Genomic DNA, 20,488 nt, shown 5'->3' on the forward strand with positions numbered 1-20,488 from the left:
TTGTCGTCGGTCTTTGTCTACGCCTTGGTGGCCGCGGGTTTGCGGGACCGCTCGGCCTTACGGCGGAGCTGGGTGTAGACGCCGGTGAGGCCCATCGCCTTGCGCGCCTCGAACACCGTCTGCTGCACCACGCGCCGGGTACGTTCCGTGCCCTCCACGATCAGCTCGTCGACCAGGCCCTTGTCGGTTTCGTAGCGGGCGCGCCGCTCTCGCATCGGATCGAGGAACGCGTTCAGCGCGGCGGCCAGTTTCTCCTTGACCTCGACGTCGCCCACCTTGCCCTCTCGGTAGCGGCTCTTGAGATCCTCGACCTGCGCCCGGTTGGGGTTGAAGACGTCGTGGTACTGGAACACCGGGTTGCCCTCGACCGTGCCGGGCACGTCCGCGCGGACCCGATTCGGGTCGGTGTACATGCCCATGACCTTGCGGCGCACCTCGGCCGGCTCGTCGGAGAGAGCGATGGCGTTGCCGAGGCTCTTGCTCATCTTGGCCCGGCCGTCGGTGCCGACCAGGGTGGGAGTCTCGGCGCTGACCAGGTCGGGGACGGGGAATACCTCGCCGTAGAGGTGGTTGAAGCGGCGAGCGATCTCCCTGGTGACCTCGACGTGCGCGGCGTTGTCCTTACCGACGGGCACCACGTGGGCCTTGACGCAGAGGATGTCGGCGGCCTGCAGGACCGGGTACCCGAGAAGGCCGTACGGCATCTCCTCCTTGCCGGCGTCACGGGCCATGTCCTTGAGCGAGGGCACCCGCTCCAGGCGCGGCACGGTGACCAGGTTCTGGAAGAGGGTGTTGAGGTCACCGACTTCCTGGATCGCCGACTGGAGGTAGAAGGTGGCGGTGTCGGGGTCGATCCCGGCGGCGAGGGAGTCGACGACCATGTCCCGGGCGTTCTGGGTGGCCTTCGCGATGTCGTCGCGGGTGTTCTTGGTGGTGAGCATGTGCAGGTCGGCGATGATGAAGAAGCTCTCGTACCGCCGGTGCAGCTTCACCCGGTTGGCGATGCTGCCGACGTAGTGGCCGAGGTGCAGCTTTCCGGTGGGACGGTCACCGGTGAGCATCCGCTGAGCGGTCATGACGATGGGGCCTTTCGCGGCGTGACGGGTCGACGAAGGTCGCACACCGACGGGGCGATGGTGGCCACGTCGGTCAGAAGAGCTGGATCATCGCCGGAAGTCGCCATCGTGAGCCATCACGGAACCGCAGTCCGCAGGCCCGGAGCAGAGCGAGGACCTGGTCGCGCCGGTCCCCGAGATCGAATGGAAGAAATCTTGCGCCCAGCTGGGCGTACCCGATCCGGAGTCGGCCGAGCTCGGGAGTCGGCGTCTCGGACGCTCGCGGGAGGGCGGCGGTTGTGGACCGAGAACTCCGGCCGGCGTGCAGCGGCGCTTGTGTCGCTGTGCTGGTCAGTACGCGGAGCAGCCGGCCAGCGTTGCCGGGGGTGCGCGCGTGGTCAGCCCTGGCACCGAACGTGACGTGGGCCTCGAACGGCGACCGGCACACCACCAGGTCATCGCGCTCCTGGATGGGCCGCGGCGTCAGCGCGAGCGGGTGTGCCATGGACTTACCGTAGACGGTATCAATGATCAGCATTGTCCCGCTTGGATCGTCGAGGCGCTTCACGAACCGCCTCACACAGCTGCACGCAGCGCATTCGTCACCGGCTACCGCTGGCGGCTGCGTAGCCCCCGATTATCGTTGGCCGCATCAGCCATCATCGAGCGGTAGTGAGCCAGCTCCGCCTTCAGCGCCGCGCCCGCTCGCCGGGACGACGCCACGTAGTGGCCGACATCTGCAAGAAGCAACACCTCGGGCGCCGTGCCGAGAGACGTCAACTCGTCGGCGAGTTCGCGTACATCCTCGACCACGGCCACCTCCTCAGCAGTGCCGTGAATGAGCAGCACCGGCCGCTGGACAGCGGCGGCACGGACCCGGCCGGCACCACCTCGCAGCCGCATCGCGTGCGCGCGCTGGAACCGGGGCACCGTCTGCGCCCACCGGTCAGGATCCACGATCGCCGACACGGCGGTGGCACCGGCGAACGGGCCGTCCTGGGCCACCGCGTGCAACGCGGTGTATCCGCCGGCGCTGGCACCACGGATGAACACCTGCCCCGGCACCGCCCGCCCCGTCGACAGTAGGTGCACCGCCACCGCCGCGCAGTCATCGACGTCGTCCAGACCCCACCGGCCGTACAGCGATTCCCGAAAGGCCCGGCCGTACCCGGTGCTGCCGAGGTAGTCGACATCAACGACGGCGAACCCGCGACTGGTGAAGAACTGCGCCTGCCAGTCCAGGCGCAGCAGGCAGGAGGCGGTAGGCCCGGGATGCGCCCGGACAATCACCGGTGCGAGCCAGTCCGCAGTCGAGCCCGTCGGCGGATAGACCATGGCAAGCACCTCCCGACCACTGGCCAGTCGGACGCGCAGCTCCGTGGGCGTCGATATTCGCGTCCCGTCGAGTGCGGCATGCTCCGGCCTGGCAAGCACCTCCACCTGGGGGTCAGCGTCACCCAGGTCCACGAGCGCGACCTGCGGGGCTGCGGTCGGCGACGATCCGATCAACGCCACGGTCGTCCCTCGAACGGCCAGGTACGGCTTGATTGACGTATACAGGAGGTCGACCGGGCGGACAGTGCCGCCGGGCTCGATGACGACAAGGCGGTGTCGTGGCCCCTCCTGCACCACTGCGACGATCCGACCGTCGTCTAGGAAGCCATACGACACGTAACCCAGCTCCCACGGCTCCGCAGCGCACTCACCCGCGATCGGCGCCACCGCCTCCACCTTGAGACCGTTCCACCGGTAGAGGTTCCACCAGCCGCTTCGGTCCGACACGAAGTACAACGCCCCGTCGGGTCCCCACCGCGGCTCCACCGCCGACTCATCCGGACCACCGGCGAGCCTCACTGGGTCCTCGACCCCACCGTGCGGTGAGTAGGAGGCCACCCACACCTCACACGCGTCCCAGGGCATGTCGTACTCGCTCCACGCGGTCCAGGCCAACCAACCCGGATCCGGCCGAGGCGCACCAAGAAACCCCCGGGACGAGACGAGAGTCCGCACCTGCGGAGCACCGGTGCGCGACACCGCGACGAGTTCGTCACCCTGCCCCGACTCCCGCACAGCCAGCAACTCGCCGTCGCCGATCGTCAGGTCACCAAAGCATCCATGGCTGACCAATTCGAGATCATCGCCGTGACGACGGCTGCGGTAGAGGCCATCTCCGCCGACGCACCACAACGTCCCCTCGGCGACAGCGAACGACCCGCCCCCATACGCGTGAACACCGCTGGCGACATCGAAGCCCTTCGGACTGACATCACGCGTGCCCTCGCCGGACCGCCACCGTGTCACCGTCGTACCCCCGCCAGCATCGGGGCGAGTCTCCAGCCAGTACAGGCCGTCATCACCGGTACGCAGCTGGTCATAGCTCACCGAGGCGCGGACGGCGTCGTGCACCGACACTTCAGCGATTCTGTCGCCCAGCCTCACGGGCCCTCCTCGAACAACTTCGACGCGGGCCGGACGACAGCGAGCACGTCAGCCGGTGCCGGCGCACCGGCAGAGCCAGCAGAAGTCTCGATCCTCGGTCCGCCGACCAGCGCCAGTGCACAGAGATTGCCGCGCGGTGCTGATGCGGTGGATGCCACCGGCAAGCATAGGACTGATCTCTCGGTTAGCTGCGTAGTGATCTCCGGCACCGAGAGCGATCCGTACCGACGGTTCAAGCCCGTTCTCGCTGGCCAATGCAGATGAGTAATCCGTTGTCCTGACGAAGGTGCCGATGTCGCTGTCTCGGGCAAGGGTGGCACGCAGGGCGCTGTGGAACTCGCCGAGCCGGTCGCTGAACAGTTGTGGCGCAGCGAAAAGGTGGAGTAGAGGTGCCCAGGGATGCTGTCGGCAATTCAGGACTGGTGGGCGGCCATCAGGCACCGGTGTAGACGTCGGTCGTTTACGCATATCGTGGAAACTGCCTTGGTGTAGCACCTACTCCTGTTAGCTGCGGTGTGGTCTACTTGACCTCGTGTTCGCTGAACTTTCCCCGATCGTGAGGAGTTCCTGGCGACTCGGCTCGAAGTTCCTGACGTGCTTATGGAGCGTTGTTGGCGACACTGGTCGTGATCTTGAGTGGCATGGCTGGGGGAGCCGCCGGGAGGTCCGCAGTAGTAATTGGGGCGCGGCTTATGCCAGGCGCGATGCAGACCACTAGGAGGGTACCTTGCATTTGAGCCTCAACGTCTCGATTTCTCACATCGGCGTGTCTCTTGTCGATCGCCTGAAATGGGCCGCATCCGCGGGTTTTGACGCGGTCGAGATGTGGTGGCCGTTCGAACAGCCGGACCCCCCTCGCGAGGACCTCGCAGGCCTGGCGTCAGAGATCCGCTCAGCTGGCCTGCAGTTGGCACTGTTAAACCTGGACGGAGGCGACCTGGGCTCTGGTGAGCGAGGAATTCTGTCGCACCCTCACGCCGCTGAGCGCTTCCGCGCCAACCTGCAATGTGCTCTATGGCTGGCCGAGGAGACCGGTTGTCGGGCTTTGAACGCGTTGTATGGGAATCGGCTTCCCGGCTTGGATCAGGAAGTAGCGGATGCTCTGGCGGTCCGCCATCTGACAGCGGCATCCCGGGCGGCGTCCGACATCGGCGCGGAAATCGTGGTGGAGGCATTGAACAGCAAGGACTGTCCAGCTTATCCACTGAACACTCATGAGGCCGTGGTGGAACTGATTGAAGAAGTCCGGGACGCGGGTGCCGTAGAGCCGGGTTATTTGTGCGATGTCTACCATCTGGCCAGCATGGGAATCGAGCCTGCCACCGTGGTTCGAGACTTCGGTGCCTACGTCCGGCATGTTCAGGTGGCGGACTTCCCCGGGCGTGGCATCCCAGGCAGTGGGTCGATCCGCTTCCCGGAACTGTTTGCGGCGCTGAGAACGACAGGGTACGCCGGTTACGTTGGCGTGGAATGCCACGGGGCGGACAAAATCAAGCCTCGGGATGTGATTCGACTGATGAGGGACGGTTCAGCGGGCGGGTAGCGTGCGATCGCACGTAGGTCTCGTCCTTGAACCAATAGAGTGCGCCGGTAACTCCGTGTCGATGGACGATGGGTGCAATGTCTCGTTCGACGCAGAACTCATAGAAAGCTCGTCGCGTTCCTTCCCACCAGGCGAAGTCGTCCATGATGATGACTCCACCGGCTACTACGCGGTCGTAGAAGTGTCGTAACACGGCTCGAACCCCGTCGTAGAAGTCCGCGTCGATGTGAAGGAAGGCGACGGCGTCTGGCCCGGGTTGCGCGAAGGTTTCGTCGAACCATCCTTCGCGAAGGATGGTGGCGTCGGTGCGTACGCCTGCCTCGGCAAGTCGGGCACGCACGCGGCTTGGATCGCCGATCAGCTCGCCGGCGAACCGTGCGGCGTCGCGGTCGTCAGACGTGGTGGGGGTGGGCAAACCCTGGAAGGAGTCGTAGAGCCACAGTCGTTTCGGGTGATGCCGGATGGCGAGACCGATCGCGGCGGCGGAGCCGCCGTTGTAGACGCCGCACTCGACGATGTCGCCGGGAAGCTGCCTGGCGCAGGCCTGTGTGGCAAGGTTGTAGAGCAAGGCAATCCCGTCGATTGAGTTCAGGGCTTCGTGGCGGAGTGGCCAGAGCTCCTCAGGCACGTGCATATGGTCCTCCGGATGGGATGGCACAGGCGTGCTGTGAGTACCTTCGGATTGCCGAGATGATGCGTTGGGCGCCTTCGTCAAGATCGAATTCGGTCATGCCTGCTGTGGGGTAGAACCTGGTCGGCATGGCGGGCAAGACACCGGCGTCGAGGAGGTGCTGCCGCAGCGCTGCGGTGAGGGACGCTGGCGGCTTTCCGATGGGTTTGATCCAGAATCCGCCGGGCAGACCCGAGACCGACACGCTAAGCCCTTCCCGCTGGATCTGGGCGGAGACTGAGTTGATCAGGAATTCGCCCGCTTGCAGTAGGGAGTGCATGGACAAGGCGCCGGGTGTTTGCAGCAGTTCGATCGTGTGGGTAACGGCGGCAGCGGCGAGTGGCGAGCCGTTGAAAGTGCCTCCGTGGACGACACGGTGATCGGCGCACAGTTGCAGGAGGGCGTCGGAGGACAGGACAGCGCTGACCGGTACCGCTCCCCCGCCGAGCATCTTTCCGAGCAGGGTGATGTCTGGTGTCACCGAGCTGGCCGCCTGCCAGCCGCCCAGCCCGGCGCGGAAGCCGGTGATGATCTCATCGAAGATCAGGACAGCATGGTGGCGGTCGCAGTGCTGGCGTATCAGTTCGAGGAAGCCCGGCGCGGGCGCTACCGCTCCGGCGTTGATGGGGTAGGGCTCCAGCACAACGGCGGCGAGGCTGTCCCCGAAGCCGCGGAAGACGGCTTCGAGGTCGCCCACGTTGTTCCACCGAGCAAGGTAGTTCTGTGCCTCCAACTGCCCAGGCGCCGAGCCTTCAGTGACCCGCGGATCGCCTGGTAACACCGCAGGTTCGGGGAAGGTGTGTGGCGAGTACGCGCCGCCGAGGAGCGCGTCCAGGTGACCGTGGTAGTGATCTGCGAAGCGCAGGATCCGGGTGCGGCCGGTCGCTGCGCGGGCCAGCCTGATGGCGAGCTGCGCTGCCTCGGTTCCGCTGGTGCAGAAACGGATTGCGGAGTGCTGCGGGAAGAGCTGCAGGACTGCGTCTGCCGCGTGCTCCACCGCGGCGGAGGGCAGAGAGCCTGAGACCACCTTGGCGCCGACCGCCAAGGCCCGTTCATAAGCACGGCAGCCATGTGGGAACGCTCGTGCCCCGAACGCGGAGAACAGGTCGAACACGCGGCGCCCGTCGATGGTGGTGATCCAGGCTCCGGCACCTCCGGCGACCACCAGGTGCGGCTCGTGCCCGGGCATGCGGAAGTTGTAGTTCACCCCGCCGGCCAAGCGAGTCATCGGCGTGCCGTCAGGTCGGTGATGCGCTCCCGGACGAGGTCATGGGTGACGCCGGGTTCGCGTTCCGCGAGTCGGGCGCGTACGAAGTCGAGGTAGGCGGTGATGACCTCACGCTGTTGGGGCGTGCATGCCGAGGAGTAGAGCGCGTCGGTGATGTGCGGGCGTAGGTAGAAGGAGTGCTCGATGACGGCGACGAGGTCGTTGAGGGTGCGCTTGTCGATGGCTTCGCATACCGACGGCAGCCCGACGGGTTGGTCGAGACCCCACCGTTCGATGTCCGGGATGACGCTGAGGCCGGTCTCACCGCCGAGGCTCAGTTGAAGGTCGCCGCCGCGGCGGCGTGCCCGCATGAACTCTCGGGTCCGAGGGTCGGGCGTCAGAACGTTGCAGCTGATGGCGAAGAGCGGGAGGGACAGGAAGGCATCCAGCTCGGCGAGTATGTCCGAGACCGTGTGGTGCGGAAGCCCGACGATGAATCCACTGACAGCTCCGATGCCGTGCCGGTCGAGCGCAGTTGCCGCCGTGCGGTTCTGGGCGACGGTCGTCGCCTTGTTGAGGTAGTCGAGGCTGCGCTGCGTCATGGCTTCGAGGCCCAGGAAGACCCGACGACAGCCGGCTTCCGCCATACGCTCCGCGACCTTGTCGTCGAGGATTTCGGATCGGGCGTAGCAGAACCACGGCAGCTGAACCTCATGCAGGACGTCGAGCAGCGCGTCGAACTCGGGGTGCTGCAGGAGGTCGTCGTCGTGGAACTCGATGGAGTCGTAGCCCTGGTCTCGCAGATGGGTGAGATCCTGCCTGATCCGTTCGACGGGGCGCGCCTGCATGCGGCGGTGGATGAGGTAGGTGGAGCAGAAAGAGCAGCGGGCGCGGCAGCTTTGGGTGCAGACGTATATTTGCGGATTGACGCCGAGCAGGCGGGTGTAGCTGGTCGCGTAGACGCCGGCATCGAGGTCGCTGAGCAGGTCGTATGCGAAGCTGGGTACGGAGGTCGTCTCGATGGAATCATCCGTGGCCGCTCGCCCGTCGATGCGCGTGTCTCCGAGTTGGCAGCAGATCCCTGCGAGCCGTGCGTAGGTGAGAAAGTCGGGTGTGCCGAGTCTCTCGATGATCGTTACGAGGGCGTTGCGGCCCTCGCCGCGCACGATGATGTGGCACGGGAGGTCGTCGGGAACGACGGTGACGTGAGCGCCGCCGAGAATGACGAGGACGTTGTCTCCGGCGAAGCGCCGGCAGTAGTCCGAGACGTGGTCGATGCTGGAGGTATAGGTGCTCATCCCGAGGATTGCCAGGGTTGCGGGGGCCAACCAGGCGCGGATTGCGACCTCCATCGCCTCCCGGTCTTCGTATGCCTCTTCATCGAAGTAGCGCACCCAGTCGCGTAGGTCGCGATCCGGGAAGTGGTCGCGTAGCTGTTGCGCCAGGTTCAGCAGGCCGAGGGCGGGAAAGTGGGCGCTGAAGAGGGCCTTACTGCGGACCGCTCGGCTGCGCGCGACCTTGCGGAAGCTGAGGTGTACGAACGCGATGCGAACGTCACGAGTGTCTCGGTCGGCTCCTACCGCCTGTATTGGGGTCAGGTCCCACATGGGTGTCTCCTCCACTAACCGCGAAGCCTGTAGTCGGCCAAGATGTCGGCGAAAGATGTGTCCTGTTGGAGCCCCAACCGGACGGCAGATGGGCAGTCCCACCCCGCCGGCCAGGACGTGACGACGGCCGCAACCTCGGGATCGATCTCCCGCCGGATTCTGACGGTGGCTGGCGCGGCAGCGCGGCACTGCTGAGCGATGTCATCGACGTCCACTGGGATGCCGGGAACGTTGATCGTGTTCGGAACGCTGGCTCGTTCACGGACTATGGTCTCGGCCAGTCGGTAAAGGTTCTCCACAGCCGCTGTCGGCGACGTGAGCACGATCTGCTGTCCCGCAGGGACAGGAACGCTGATGTCCGTGCCGTCGAAGGCGTTCTTCACCATGGTGCTGGCGAAGGCCGAGGCCGCGCCGCTCGGTGGCCCCGGTCGTACGGCGACCGTCGGCAGGCGGGCTGCGTGGCCACGAACGATGCTGCGGCGCGTGGCGTCGGCGATGAGGAGTTCCGCCATCACCTTGCTCGTGCCGTAGGCGGACCGGGGTCGGACAGGCGTGTCGTCAGTCGCCCGCACCCCATCGAAGACCGCGATGGATGACGCCATCAGCAGGGCTGGTTGCCCCCTGTCGGCAAGGACCTCGAGCAACTTCGCTGTGCCCGCGACGTTGACGTCGAATGCTGCGGCAGGGTTCTTCTCGCAGAAGGCCGAGAGCAGGGACGCCATGTGGATGACAATGTCGATGTGCCGTGGCAAGGCTCGTCCGAGCGTGGCGACGTCGCGGATGTCAGCGGTGACCACACCGAGGCTCGGCTGCGGGACACGGTCGACGCCGACCACCACCCAGTCGTGGGACCTTAGTTTTGCCGTCAGCATGCCGCCGAGAAAGCCACTCGCCCCGGTTACCAGGGCAACGGGCTGAGGATTGCTACCTGGCATCGGGATCGCCTTTCAGCCGATCCTGCCCGCAGTTGCGGTATCGCTTGGCGTAGTCGCACTCAAGCTGGTGCAGAAGCTGACACATGCTGCGCAGCAGCGCCCTGCCGCGTGAATCTCGTGGCATCTGGTAGCCCCAGGTGGTGCGACATGTCGTGATGACCTCACGTAGCCACTGCGCGAGGGCTGGATCGACGTCGTTGAGGCCCGTTACTACGTGCTCTTTGGCCGCGACCCGGTCCCAGCCCGTCGTCATCGAGACGATACCGGCGCCGATCCAAGAGGCCAGCGACACGATGATCTTGACTCGGCCGTCACGGGGGTACCCGAGGAAGTCATCGTCGGGTACGGGCGGCCCGGACACGGCTGTTGGTTGTAGCTGCTCTGGTAGCCCGCGGACCCTGCGAGTGAAGACCCACGGCATCGCCCTGGTGGGAGCGGCCCCCATGATCAGTCGACTGTTGAGGTGGCCGGCGAGGTCGGGCCCGCCGACGTGCCGGCCGTGGTCGGCGAGGGGATACAGGACTTCGCGCCGTTGGATCCGAGCGAGGTCCGTGGTGGCTGGGTGCCCGAGGTCGTCGTAGGCGAGGACGGTTAGGTCAAGCGGAGGGCCGGCGGGACAACGCTCTTGATAGAGCGACGTGGCGAGCTTCTGTGCGGTCTGGACGTCGCCCCGGGTCAAGATGACGACGTCCAGGTCGCTTGCCTGGTCAGCGTTGCCTCGGGCATGGCTGCCGATCAGGTAGGTAGCGGTTGGCTCGTGAAGCGCCTTGCAGGTGTCTTGATGGATCGTCTTCAGTGCGGTTGTCGCGAGACGCTCCACGAGTCTCCCTTCACGGGGTCATGCTGGTGTGTATGTCGGCACCAGCTCTGAAGAGGGCGTTTCCGCGGTGAGAGTCGACAGGCCGTTCAGGTATGGCCGGAGGGCCGTCGGGATGCGGACGGATCCGTCCGACTGCTGGTGGTGCTCGAGCAGGGGGATAAGAATCCGTGGCGCGGCCACTGCGGTGTTGTTCAGGGTGTAGGCGAACGCGGTCTCGCCGGTGGAGGTGCGGTACTTGATGTTTGATCGGCGTGACTGGAAGTCACCGAAGCTGGAGCAAGAGTGCGTCTCCGAGTAGGCGCCACGACTGGGCATCCATGTCTCGACCTCGTACTTCAGTCGCTGTCCTTGCCCCATCTCTCCCGTGCAGGCGATAGCTACCCGATGCGGCAGTTCCAGCGCCTTGAGCACCGTCTCGGAGTTGTCCAGCAGTGCCAACTGCTCCCGCGCGGACAGCTCATCGTCAGCTTCGATGATGGAAACCTGCTCGACCTTGTCGAACTGGTGCACCCGATAGAGCCCGCGCGTGTCCCGACCGTGAGATCCGGCTTCCCGCCGGAAACAGGAGGAAATTCCGGCGTAGCGAATCGGCAGGTCAGACAGGGAGAGAAGCTCGTCGCGGTGCAGGGAGACCAGCGAAACCTCGGACGTGCCGACGAGGTAACGGTCCTCGCGGTCGGCCTTGTAGGCGTCTTCCACCCCGAGCGGGAAGTACCCGGTGCCGACCATCGCCTCTTCCCTGACCAGGACGGGCGGCATGACAGGTCGGAAGCCGCGGACTGTGAGCAGGTCCAGCGCCATGGCGAGTACCGCCCGCGTCAGAAGCGCACCGTTGCCGGTAAGTGCGATGCTGCGAGACCCGGCGAACTTCTGCGCACGGTCGAACTCGACAAGTCCGAGCTGGCGGGCAAGTTCAACGTGATCGACCATGTCCGGATCCATCCGCCTGGGTTCACCCCAATGACGGATCACCTCATTATCCTCGTCGGTCACGCCCACGGGCGCCGCTGCGTCGGGGATGCTCGGCGCGCGCAGCGCCAGCTCTCGAAGTCGTTCCTCGGCAGCGTTCAGCTGAACGGTAAGGCTCTTCACCTCGTCGGAGATCTGGGTGAGCTGAGCCTGCAAAGATGCGCGAGTCGCGTCGTCAGCGTCTCGGAAACCTTTTGACAGTGACTTCTGCCGGGCGCGGACATCATCGACAAGGCCGACGATTTTGCGCCTATCTTCGAAGGCCGCAGACAACTGATTCGCGTCGAAATTCATTCGCTTCAGCTGCGCTGCGCGGCCGAGCTGGTCGACGAAAGCGGGATCCCGTAATAGCTGGACATTGATCACGGTGGGGGATTTTACCGTACGGGAAGTGCCCACCCGTGGCACCCGCGTAGGCGCTGGTGACTTTGCGGCGCCGTCAGAGGTCACGAGGCGCCTCGCGTAGGGCCTCTCGGAACTGGCGGATGGCAGCTCGTTCGTCGTGTCCCCACGTGCGGATTGCCGCCGCCACCTTGGTCCGCAGCGCGTAGTCCAACAGTCCGGGTTCTGGCGGACGGCCCGGATCCGGCCATAAGCGCAGGTGCGGGACGCTCTGGTCCGCGTAGCCCTTCCACTCGTACGGATCGGCGCCCAGGACCGGGAAGACATCGCGGTAGTCGCCTCGTCCCCCCTGCCAGGGCAGCAGCGAGTAGGAGTCCATGTAGTGGTAGGTGAGTGCCCGCCTCATGCCGCTGGAGCGGTTGCGGCTCGAGCCATGGACAAGGTAGCCGTGAAAGAAGATCGCAGACCCGGCGGTCAACTCCACCAACCTGGCGGCGCTCTCGTCGAACCCATACGACTCCGTGGTGAAGTCGTACTCATCTGGCCGATGATGCTCACGTGTCGGATACAGGTAGCCAGACTGATGGCTCGCCGGAATTATGCGAAGGCAGCCATTTTCTGCGGTCGCGTCATCAATAGCAATCCATACCGCGACCAGACTGCGGTCTCTCGTCGGTATAGGGCCTTCATCTTGGTGCCACGCATTTCCTGGAAACCCTGGAGGTTTCACGAAGAGTTGCGACTGAAGACACTTAACCTGCGGCCCGATGATCTGAGCAAGCTTCTCTATAATCCCGGGATGCTTTGCCAGGGAGTGGAACATCGCGCTGATCTTGTGTACGTGGTGTACGCAAAGGACCTGATCTAGCAGACGCTCCGGGCTGGGGACTGCGTCCGTCCCAGGCAATCCCAGAGTCAAGCGGTTATCGTCCAAGACTTTGGGAATGGCGGCCCTAAGCGCAGCGACTTCGACGGGACGGAGGATGTCTCTGCATACGACGTATCCATCTCGACGAAAGCGGCTCAAGATGTCGGGATCCATCCCTGCTCCGATCTGCGCACCTAATGCCTTACCAGAAGCATGGTCATGGCTGATCCGGGGATTTGCGCGGTTACCGTGGGCAGGGTCCTCAATGCGTGACCATCCAACCGCAGAGGGGCCTGCCGGCCCAAGATGAGCGGCCCGCGCTCCGGCGATGACCGCAGTACGTCTCACCGTGCCACTCCTTGATTTATCGATGGAAGTTGTTCCAGACTCCACGAGCTGTGATCGCCTGTCGACGCCACGGTGGGGGGTCACGGTGGGGGTGGAGGCCGCCGCGCCAGCGGGGATCATCAGAGGGGACACCGCCCGTCAACGGATGCCAATCGGCTTGTCAGCGGAACGCGAGACGACTACATATCGACTACAGCCGCTGTGGTTGGAAGGAGGTGATCGTGGGCACCCAAGTTGACCCGTCCTGGTGGACGTCCGGGGTTTGGGAAGGGCAACCGATCCGCGTTTTCCTCAAACGTCGTGATATCGCTGCCACCTTCCGGTTCTTGCACGCTCGTGGGGTGTCATACGGCACCATCGCCGCGCTGGTCGGTGTGTCCGCTAATCGAGCCGCCGAGATCACCAAGGGCAGGCGCCAGGTGACGGCCTACGAGGTGCTCGAACGCATCGCTGTCGGACTGGGTATTCCCCGAGCCGAGATGGGCTTGGGCCAGGGCGAGATGGCGGAGGTGGAAGCGCGTCGCCCGCTCGGTCGGCAGGCAGGAGCCTCAGCCGATCTTCCTTCTGCCGAGCGAACAGCGAACCGGCCCCACCAGGCGATAGCCATGCTCGCTCGGCTCCGTATCGAGCTGGACGAGGCGCTGGCCTCCTCGACGGTCGCTCCGCGACAACTCGATCTTATTGAGGCATCAGCCGGCGAGCACATGCGCGTCTATCCCGCAGCCCCGCCGAGCGTGATGTTGTCGCGGCTCGTCGCCGAGTGTGCCGAGGTCCAGATTCTGTCCCAGCGCCGGCAGCCGGCGGCGGTTCAGGCGCGGCTCTCCGGCTCGGCGGCTTTGTTGGCGACCATGTGCGCCGATGCGCTTATGCGGCTTGGGCACGTCTGTGAAGCACGCCTGTGGTATCGGACGGCGATTCACGCGGCAGACGACAGTTCCGACGGTCGGCTTCAGGTGCTGGTCCGAGCTCAATCGGCGATGCTGCCTTACTACTTCGGTGACCCACAGCAGACGGTCGTGCTGACGGAGGCAGCGCTAGCGGTCACCGCCGCACCATCATCCTCGGCGGCCCTTGCTGCGGCTGGGCGGGCTCGGGCGCTGGCCCGCCTCGGAGCAGATGGTCGGGCACGAAGAGCAGTCCTCCAGGCCCGGCGGATGTTCGATCGGGTCGGCGATGACGACAGCGATACGGCGTTCCAGTTCCCGATGAAGCGCATGCTGTTCTACCTCTCCGGAGCGAGCACCTGGCTGGGCGACACGAGCGAGGCATACCAGGTCCAAGAGGAGGCGCTGCGGCTCTATGGGCCATCGCCTTCGGTGCCGATTGATCCGGCGCTCATCGCGCTCGACCGATCGATGTGTCTCGTGCGGGATCGGCGAGCCGCTGAAGCCGCAGTATCGGCGCTTGACGCTGTCGCGACGCTGCCAGAGGCGCAGCGTACGGAGATCGTCCTCGCGAGGGCCGACGACGTGATCTCGGAAGTTCCGGTGAGAAACCGCGGCAGCGAGGTAGCCGCGCTGGTGGACTATGTGCGAGCTTGTCGTGAGCGCAGCCGTACGCTTGCGGTCGGAACTGCCGCGCTCGATTCATAGGAGCCCCATGTTCGTCGAAGCGCGGACACGTCCGGCGCTCGCCGAGGTGTGTCGTCGCTTGGACATGTCCGACGCTGACGCCGTTCTGCTCCGGCATCACACCAACGCGGTGTACGCCGTCGGTGACGTGGTGGTCAAGATCGCTCCGGCGGAGTTCGGGTTGGAGCGCGCACGTGCCGTAGTGGCCGTCGTGCGGTGGCTGGCTGGTCAGGGGTTTCCGACGGTCAACCTCAGCTCGCGTCTGCCACAACCTCTGCTGGTGGGCGAGCATGCCGTGACCGTCTGGCAGCGGCTTGACCCGGCGCACGACGCGCCGGTCACGACGGCGGAATTGGGCGGTCTGCTTCGGCGGCTGCACGCGCTGCCTGCTCCGCCGGTGAGCTTGCCGACACTGGAGCCGGTCGACAGCATTCGCCGTTCACTTGCCAGGTCGACGATCCTCACCGTGCGGGATCGCGACCTGCTGCTGGAGCGTCTCGAGCCGCTCGCCACCCGCTGGCTCGAGACGAGCTTTCCCCGAGGCGCGAGCCTGATCCAATCTGATCCCCAGACACGTAACGCCCTGCGCCGCTTCGATGGTACGCCGGTGCTTGCCGACTGGGACGGCGCCGTACTCGGTCCTCGGGAGTGGGACCTTGCCACCGTCGCGGTGCACTGTCGCCGGTTCACCCCACCGGGCCCTGCGGCCTTCTCGGACTTCACCGTCGCATACGGCTGGGATGTCACCTCGTGGCCCGGGTTCGAGGCGGTGTGTGAATTCCGCGAGCTGCAGATGATCGCCACCAACGCCCGCAAGGCGCGACCCGGGACGGAAGCCGAGGCTGAGGTGCTGCACCGAATCGGTGCCCTGAGGCGGAGCGACCAGGACGTGACCAAATGGCACATTCTCTGACCGTTTCAGCGTCGAGCGGCCGGCCGGTCCGTACCTGCCGGCCAGCGATACGGGTCACGTGCTGAACCAACCCGGCTGACCCTGACCGAGAAGTCATGGAACGAGTCAAACACCGACGTCGAGGCGCTCCAAAGTCCGGCGGGCGTGCGCGATGAGAAGCGGCTTTGCCTGCTGGATCGCCCGGTGAACGGGGCTCTGCGGTGAGTACCGCTGAAGGATCTCCTCGATACGCTCGGCGACCTCGATGCGCTGTCCCCGCGGTCCGACCGTTAGGTCGGCGGTGACGAGCGCGTCCATCAGAGGCCCTTCTTCGAACGGAAATGGCGCGAGCTGATCCGCCAAGCCGCGCTCGGCAGCTTCGATGCGGGCGCAGGTGTGATGGGCGACCAGCGCGACAAGCCGCAGCGGGTAGCCGTGGCGCCGCAGGTATCGCGCACCGTCGAGGGAGTGCAGACCAGTGTCCACGACCTCGGGCGCATAGCCGATGTCGTGTAGCCAGGCGGCTGCCACCAGCAGGTCACGATCGGCCGGTGCAACCGTGACCGCCAGTTCCGTTGCCCGCTGGCCCACACCCTGGACGTGAGCCCAGCGGCGGGCCAGCGGTGGAGAGTCGAGCAGCACAGCAGCAAGTTCCGCGGCGTTGGCTGTGAGGTCAGACACCCCCCGAACGGTAGTCGCCCGGCGGCTCGCCGCCTCACTGGCTCGGCGGATCGGTCGGGACGTGTTCATATCGAGGAACGCCCCTTTCGGCATCAGCCGATGTACGGCACGGCCCGAGCCTCGAGTGCGTGGTCGATGCGGAGACGCATCGAGGGGTGGATTTCCAACAGTGGGAGCTCGGCGGGATCCACCCAGCGAACCTGGCGTGACTCGCTGGACGTCGTCAGGACCCCTCCAACCGGTCTCGCCGTGAAGCACAGCGAGAACTGCTGGCGCACTTCACCGTCGTCGTAGGCCATCACGTGGTGGGGATTGGTGTAGGTGCCGACCAAACCCGTGACCTCCACCTCGATGCCCGTCTCCTCGTGCACTTCCCGCACCACTGTGTCGGAGATCGACTCTCCGATGTCATGCCCACCACCAGGTAGAGCCCACAGGTTGTTGTCCGTCCGGTGGATCATCAACAACTCACCTTGTTCGTTACGCACCGCCGCAACCACCGACGGCACCACACTGTTGGCTTCGGGGGCGTTCGGATCGTTGAAGAAGTCGCGGCGTGGCATCCGTCATCTCCCGTCGAACGTGGCGATCACCGCGTTGATGTCCGAAGTGCGCTCCGCCTGGGTCCAGACCCGGTCGAAGCTGGTGAGGTAATGGTCAACGACCCGGCCGCCAGGCACGCGCCGGAGGTGTAACACCGGGTTATGAGCGGCAGTAGATCCATACACGTGGGTGTTGACCAGCATGGTTTCGTCCACTCGGAAGATGGACGCGTACAACGTCGTGTCGTGCAGCCGGACCTCCACGCCAGGGATCGCCAGGATGGGCTCGTAGTAGCGCAGGCTCAGCAGCACCCGGTGGGCGAGGCCAATCCCGAAGCCCTCTTCGTCTCCCCGGCGACGCACTGCAGCACCGTTCGGATCGGCCAGCAGGACCCGTATCCGGCAGCCCTGGCGGGCTCGCTCACCGAGTTGGGTGATGTCGTGGAGCTCAGGCAGAAACAGCCCGGCAAAGACGAGGATGTCGACTGACTCCCGCGCCTGCTGGATCAGCGACCTCCACAGCTCCAACGGCACCGCCGACCTGGACGGATAGAACTCGACCATCTCGGCACGCCCTGCGGACACCGTCCTGGGATCGTCCACCACCGACGGCCACAGATATGTCTCGCTCACGCCCAGCAGGTCGGCAGCCGCAACGCGGTGAGCGCGGTGCGGGACGCGATCACGGGTGATCCAGCGCTCAACGGTCTTCGGATCAACCCCGAGCAGCTCTGCGCAACGCTGAGTAGTCAGCTCTCTTGCTGACACAGCCCCCCGTAGACGCTCGTTCGGCATCAGAGGCCGAGACTCGACGAGGGACGCATAGGGGCGTTTATACCCCCGTCGAGACGTCCGCGAAAGTCCCTGACCGGCGGTGGCCGGATCCCCACGATCAGCGATCGGATTGTGGGGCGCGGTTGAACGCAAGTAAGCCGCACTTCTGTCATCCCAGAAGCCGACTTGCAGCAGCTCTCGCGTTGGCATCACAGCACGTTCGGGGAGGACGCCTTGACCACGAGGGCCATGAACACCAGCACCACCACGACCGCTGCGATCGGGGCGCAGACCACGAGGTATCCCGAGTGGCGAGCCTACGGCCAGACCGATCCGAGCTGGTGGATCGACGGGCATCTCGGGGGCCGGTCGCTTGCCGAACTGCTGCGTCAGCGTGACATCGGCTCCTTGTTCCGCTTCCTGAAATCGCGGGGGTGGAGCCAGGCGGCGATCGCCGCAGTCACCGGAACCACCGAGAACCAGGTTCGAGCGGTCATTCAGGGGCGCCAGCGAGTTACCTCTTATGACGTGCTCGAACGGATCGCCGAAAGACTCGACATTCCACGGGGTCTGATGGGGCTCGCGTACGAGAAGTGATGCGCGCCGAACGGTGGCGCCGAAGATCTGGGGCGCATCGCGGCCCCCACGGCTGAGGGAACTCATGGTGGCCGGCCACCGTGGGGCTGGCTCTGACTCGGGAAGCACGCGATTGTCGATGGTCACAACTATCGACGATGACCTGTCGGCGCTTCTTTTTCGGGTCGACGGAATTCATCAAACTATTGTGCTTGGGAAGGTTCCTAGGTGTACGAACAGAGCGAGCTTGAGCGTTACGGCTATCGCCAGGAGTTGGCCCGGGGGCTGCGGTTCCGAGACCTGGTCGCGTACGGGCTGGTGTACATGGTGCCGATCGCGCCGATGGCGATCTTCGGCAGCGTGTACGCCGGCTCCGGCGGGATGGTGGCCTTGGCGTACGCGGTGGGTGTGGTGGCGTTGGTGTTCACCGCGTTCCCGTACGCGCAGATGGTGAAGGCGTTCCCGATGTCGGGCAGCGTCTACAACTACGCCGGTCGGGGCATCAGCGCGCCGGTCGGGTTCCTGGCCGGTTGGGTGATCCTGCTCGACTACGTGCTCGTGCCGGGTCTGCTGTATCTGGTGGCGTCGGTGGCGATGCACGCCACGGTCCCGCCGGTGCCGGTGTGGTTGTGGCTGCTCGGGTTCGTCGCTGTGAACACGGTCGTCAACTCGGTCGGGATCCGGATGACCGCGATGGTGACCCGGGTGATGCTCGTCGGCGAGTTGATCGTCCTGGCGATCTTCCTGGCCGTCGCAGGTTGGGCTCTCGCCTCGGGCAGGGGTCGGTTCAGTTGGGACGCCTTCTACAACTCCGACACGTTCACCTGGTCCCTCGTGGCCGGGGCGGTGTCGATCGCGGTGCTGTCGTTCCTGGGCTTCGACGGCATCTCCATGCTGGCCGAGGAGACCAAGGGCGGTTCCCGGCAGATCGGCCGGGCCATGACCGCCGTGCTCGTCCTGGCCGGGGTGCTGTTCATCGCCCAGACCTGGCTGGCCGCGATGCTCGTCCCCGACCCGGCCTCGCTGCTCAGCGACGGGGATCCGAACGGCACCGCCTTCTACGACGCCGCGCAGGTCGCTGGCGGAGGGTGGCTGGCGACCATGTGCGCGGTAGCGACCGCGATCGCGTGGGGCCTGCCGAACTCGATGGTCGCCCAGGTCGCCACCTCACGCCTGCTGTACGCGATGGCCCGGGACCGGCAACTCCCGGCGTTCTTGGCGAAGGTGTCGATCCGCCGGAACGTGCCGATCAACGCGACCCTGCTCACCGGCGCCGTGTCCCTGGTGCTCGGCCTGTACATGGCGACCCGGGCGGACGGGATCACGCTGCTTTCGTCGCTGATCAACTTCGGGGCGATGGTCGCGTTCCTCGTGCTGCACGTCTCCGTGGTCGTACATCACCTCATCCGCCAGGGCAGCCGCAACTGGTGGGCGCACCTGGTCATGCCCGGGATCGGATTCGCGATCCTCGCCTACGTGGTGGTCAACGCCAACATCGCCGCGCAGCGCCTCGGCCTGGCCTGGCTCGCCCTCGGCATGGTCGTGCTCGCCGGCCTCTATCTGACCGGCCGCCGGCCCGCCCTGTCGGGCCTGGCCCCCGCGCAGCCGCAGGCCCGTCACATGGAACGGGTGTGACCGCCATGGACACGATCACCTACCGACCCGCCCGCGACGAGCTCGCCTACACCTTCGGCGGGCGAATGCCGGTGGCCCACGTCCGCTCCGGCGACATCCTGCAGGTGCACACCGAGGACTGCTTCGGCGGCCTCGTGCGAGGGCCGGCGGACCTGCCGTCGCGGGTGTGCCGGATGCCGTACCTGAACCCGGTGTCCGGACCGTTCTTCGTCGAGGACGCCGAACCCGGCGACACCCTCGCCATCCACCTCGCCATCATCACACCCGCCCGCGACTGGGGAGTGTCCTCGACGTTCCCGCACTTCGGGGCACTAACCTCCACCTCCCACACCGCCACCCTACAGCCACCGCTACAGGAGCGGGTGTGGGTGTACGACATCGACCCGCACGCCGGCACAATCCGCTTCCACGCCACGGCCAGCGACCACTCCGCCGACCTGCCCCTGGACCCAATGATCGGCACCATCGGGGTTGCCCCTGGCGGGTTCGAGGCTCGCTCCACGATCGTCCCGGACACGCATGGCGGGAACCTGGACACCCCGCAGCTGCGCGCCGGCACCACCCTCTACCTCGGGGTGAACGTGCACGGCGCGATGCTCGCCCTCGGTGACGGGCACGCCCGCCAGGGCGAGGGTGAGGCGTGCGGGGTCGGGGTGGAGATCGCCACGACCACCACCCTGGCCATCGAGGTCATCAAGGGCACCCCGACGGTGTGGCCCCGCCTGGAGACCGACACTTCGATCATGTCGGTCGGCTGTGCTCGGCCCCTGGAGGACGCCTACCGGATCGCCCACCGCGACCTGGTCGGCTGGACCAGCACGCTCACCGGTTTGGAAGAGCTCGACGCCTACCAACTGATCTCGCAAGCCGGCAGGGCGCCGATCGGCAACGTGTGCGACCCGAACTACACGGTCCTCGCCGCCGTCGACAAGACGATGCTTCCAGACCCGACCGCCGCCTACGACGGGGTGCACGCCCGCCTGCAGCAGCGCGGCGCGGCTGGGCTGGGATAGG

General features: G+C 65.8%; 19 protein-coding genes. 6 read left to right on the forward strand and 13 right to left on the reverse strand.

Annotation, left to right across the window (positions count from 1 at the left end; all coding sequences use genetic code 11):
* Positions 1 to 17: 17 nt before the first annotated feature.
* The 3 genes from trpS to AC5L3Z_RS15620 form a co-directional block, all read right to left on the reverse strand.
* Positions 18 to 1,076, reverse strand: coding sequence for a tryptophan--tRNA ligase (gene trpS, locus AC5L3Z_RS15610; RefSeq protein WP_494842614.1), 1,059 nt, complete (start codon positions 1,074 to 1,076; stop codon positions 18 to 20).
* Positions 1,077 to 1,149: 73 nt separating this feature from the next.
* Entirely contained in the window at positions 1,150 to 1,623 is a 474-nt protein-coding gene (locus AC5L3Z_RS15615; protein WP_494842735.1) for a hypothetical protein, read from the reverse strand.
* A 41-nt stretch (positions 1,624 to 1,664) separates the two neighbouring features.
* A complete protein-coding gene (locus AC5L3Z_RS15620; protein ID WP_494842616.1) occupies positions 1,665 to 3,494 on the reverse strand; it encodes a S9 family peptidase in 1,830 nt (609 codons plus the stop codon).
* A gap of 727 nt (positions 3,495 to 4,221) precedes the next feature.
* Here AC5L3Z_RS15620 and AC5L3Z_RS15625 point away from each other — a divergent pair.
* The gene (locus AC5L3Z_RS15625; RefSeq protein WP_494842618.1) at positions 4,222 to 5,037 is read left to right on the forward strand and encodes a hydroxypyruvate isomerase family protein; all 816 of its coding nucleotides are present in this window, start codon (positions 4,222 to 4,224) and stop codon (positions 5,035 to 5,037) included.
* Here AC5L3Z_RS15625 and AC5L3Z_RS15630 read toward each other — a convergent pair.
* The 7 genes from AC5L3Z_RS15630 to AC5L3Z_RS15660 form a co-directional block, all read right to left on the reverse strand.
* Entirely contained in the window at positions 4,985 to 5,665 is a 681-nt protein-coding gene (locus AC5L3Z_RS15630; protein WP_494842620.1) for a TylF/MycF/NovP-related O-methyltransferase, read from the reverse strand. The two genes, AC5L3Z_RS15625 and AC5L3Z_RS15630, sit on opposite strands and share 53 nt — an antisense overlap.
* Complete coding sequence (locus tag AC5L3Z_RS15635) at positions 5,658 to 6,896, reverse strand: aminotransferase class III-fold pyridoxal phosphate-dependent enzyme (protein WP_494842622.1); 1,239 nt, start codon at positions 6,894 to 6,896, stop codon at positions 5,658 to 5,660. The genes AC5L3Z_RS15630 and AC5L3Z_RS15635 overlap by 8 nt, the downstream gene beginning before the upstream one ends.
* A gap of 35 nt (positions 6,897 to 6,931) precedes the next feature.
* Complete coding sequence (locus AC5L3Z_RS15640) at positions 6,932 to 8,521, reverse strand: B12-binding domain-containing radical SAM protein (RefSeq protein WP_494842624.1); 1,590 nt, start codon at positions 8,519 to 8,521, stop codon at positions 6,932 to 6,934.
* A gap of 14 nt (positions 8,522 to 8,535) precedes the next feature.
* Positions 8,536 to 9,456: an NAD-dependent epimerase/dehydratase family protein gene (locus tag AC5L3Z_RS15645; RefSeq protein ID WP_494842626.1), complete on the reverse strand. Its 921-nt coding sequence runs from the start codon at positions 9,454 to 9,456 to the stop codon at positions 8,536 to 8,538.
* Positions 9,446 to 10,276 (reverse strand): nucleotidyltransferase domain-containing protein, encoded by an 831-nt coding sequence (locus tag AC5L3Z_RS15650; RefSeq protein ID WP_494842628.1) that lies wholly within the window; start codon positions 10,274 to 10,276, stop codon positions 9,446 to 9,448. Before AC5L3Z_RS15650 ends, AC5L3Z_RS15645 begins: the two co-directional genes overlap by 11 nt.
* Positions 10,277 to 10,294: 18 nt before the next feature.
* Positions 10,295 to 11,611, reverse strand: coding sequence for a serine--tRNA ligase (serS, locus tag AC5L3Z_RS15655; protein ID WP_494842630.1), 1,317 nt, complete (start codon positions 11,609 to 11,611; stop codon positions 10,295 to 10,297).
* A 73-nt stretch (positions 11,612 to 11,684) separates the two neighbouring features.
* Entirely contained in the window at positions 11,685 to 12,923 is a 1,239-nt protein-coding gene (locus AC5L3Z_RS15660) for a phytanoyl-CoA dioxygenase family protein (RefSeq protein WP_494842632.1), read from the reverse strand.
* A 95-nt stretch (positions 12,924 to 13,018) separates the two neighbouring features.
* Between AC5L3Z_RS15660 and AC5L3Z_RS15665 the strand changes: the two genes are divergently transcribed.
* Both AC5L3Z_RS15665 and AC5L3Z_RS15670 read left to right on the forward strand, forming a co-directional pair.
* Positions 13,019 to 14,395 (forward strand): NsdA family TPR-like regulatory protein, encoded by a 1,377-nt coding sequence (locus AC5L3Z_RS15665; RefSeq protein WP_494842634.1) that lies wholly within the window; start codon positions 13,019 to 13,021, stop codon positions 14,393 to 14,395.
* A gap of 7 nt (positions 14,396 to 14,402) precedes the next feature.
* Positions 14,403 to 15,287 carry a phosphotransferase gene (locus AC5L3Z_RS15670; protein ID WP_494842636.1) on the forward strand — a complete coding sequence of 295 codons (885 nt, stop codon included), beginning with the start codon at positions 14,403 to 14,405 and terminating at the stop codon, positions 15,285 to 15,287.
* 105 nt (positions 15,288 to 15,392) lie between these two features.
* On the opposite strand, the gene AC5L3Z_RS15675 is transcribed toward AC5L3Z_RS15670, so the two are convergent.
* The 3 genes from AC5L3Z_RS15675 to AC5L3Z_RS15685 all read right to left on the reverse strand — a co-directional run bounded on the left by AC5L3Z_RS15675 (position 15,393) and on the right by AC5L3Z_RS15685 (position 17,122).
* Entirely contained in the window at positions 15,393 to 15,947 is a 555-nt protein-coding gene (locus AC5L3Z_RS15675; RefSeq protein ID WP_494842638.1) for an HD domain-containing protein, read from the reverse strand.
* Positions 15,948 to 16,039: 92 nt separating this feature from the next.
* Positions 16,040 to 16,510 (reverse strand): NUDIX hydrolase, encoded by a 471-nt coding sequence (locus AC5L3Z_RS15680; RefSeq protein ID WP_278149962.1) that lies wholly within the window; start codon positions 16,508 to 16,510, stop codon positions 16,040 to 16,042.
* Positions 16,511 to 16,513: 3 nt separating this feature from the next.
* Positions 16,514 to 17,122: a DUF5919 domain-containing protein gene (locus tag AC5L3Z_RS15685; RefSeq protein ID WP_494842641.1), complete on the reverse strand. Its 609-nt coding sequence runs from the start codon at positions 17,120 to 17,122 to the stop codon at positions 16,514 to 16,516.
* Positions 17,123 to 17,512: 390 nt separating this feature from the next.
* Here AC5L3Z_RS15685 and AC5L3Z_RS15690 point away from each other — a divergent pair, with 390 nt between their 5' ends.
* From AC5L3Z_RS15690 to AC5L3Z_RS15700, 3 genes are all read left to right on the forward strand, one after another.
* Positions 17,513 to 17,860: a helix-turn-helix domain-containing protein gene (locus AC5L3Z_RS15690; protein WP_494842643.1), complete on the forward strand. Its 348-nt coding sequence runs from the start codon at positions 17,513 to 17,515 to the stop codon at positions 17,858 to 17,860.
* Between the two features lie 207 nt (positions 17,861 to 18,067).
* A complete protein-coding gene (locus AC5L3Z_RS15695; protein ID WP_494842645.1) occupies positions 18,068 to 19,474 on the forward strand; it encodes an APC family permease in 1,407 nt (468 codons plus the stop codon).
* On the forward strand, positions 19,471 to 20,487 hold the full coding sequence (locus AC5L3Z_RS15700; protein ID WP_494842647.1) for an acetamidase/formamidase family protein: 1,017 nt from the start codon (positions 19,471 to 19,473) through the stop codon (positions 20,485 to 20,487). Before AC5L3Z_RS15695 ends, AC5L3Z_RS15700 begins: the two co-directional genes overlap by 4 nt.
* Position 20,488 lies beyond the last annotated feature (1 nt).

Source organism: Micromonospora sp. LZ37 (assembly GCF_059359015.1).

Coding starts and splice junctions, on each gene's coding strand:
- AC5L3Z_RS15635 (WP_494842622.1), bottom strand. CDS start 6,896: ATGCCCGGGCACGAGCCGCACCTGGTGGTCGCCGGAGGTGCCGGAGCC.
- AC5L3Z_RS15660 (WP_494842632.1), bottom strand. CDS start 12,923: ATGATCCCCGCTGGCGCGGCGGCCTCCACCCCCACCGTGACCCCCCAC.
- trpS (WP_494842614.1), bottom strand. CDS start 1,076: ATGACCGCTCAGCGGATGCTCACCGGTGACCGTCCCACCGGAAAGCTG.
- AC5L3Z_RS15690 (WP_494842643.1), top strand. CDS start 17,513: ATGAACACCAGCACCACCACGACCGCTGCGATCGGGGCGCAGACCACG.
- AC5L3Z_RS15640 (WP_494842624.1), bottom strand. CDS start 8,521: ATGTGGGACCTGACCCCAATACAGGCGGTAGGAGCCGACCGAGACACT.
- AC5L3Z_RS15645 (WP_494842626.1), bottom strand. CDS start 9,456: ATGCCAGGTAGCAATCCTCAGCCCGTTGCCCTGGTAACCGGGGCGAGT.
- AC5L3Z_RS15670 (WP_494842636.1), top strand. CDS start 14,403: ATGTTCGTCGAAGCGCGGACACGTCCGGCGCTCGCCGAGGTGTGTCGT.
- AC5L3Z_RS15680 (WP_278149962.1), bottom strand. CDS start 16,510: ATGCCACGCCGCGACTTCTTCAACGATCCGAACGCCCCCGAAGCCAAC.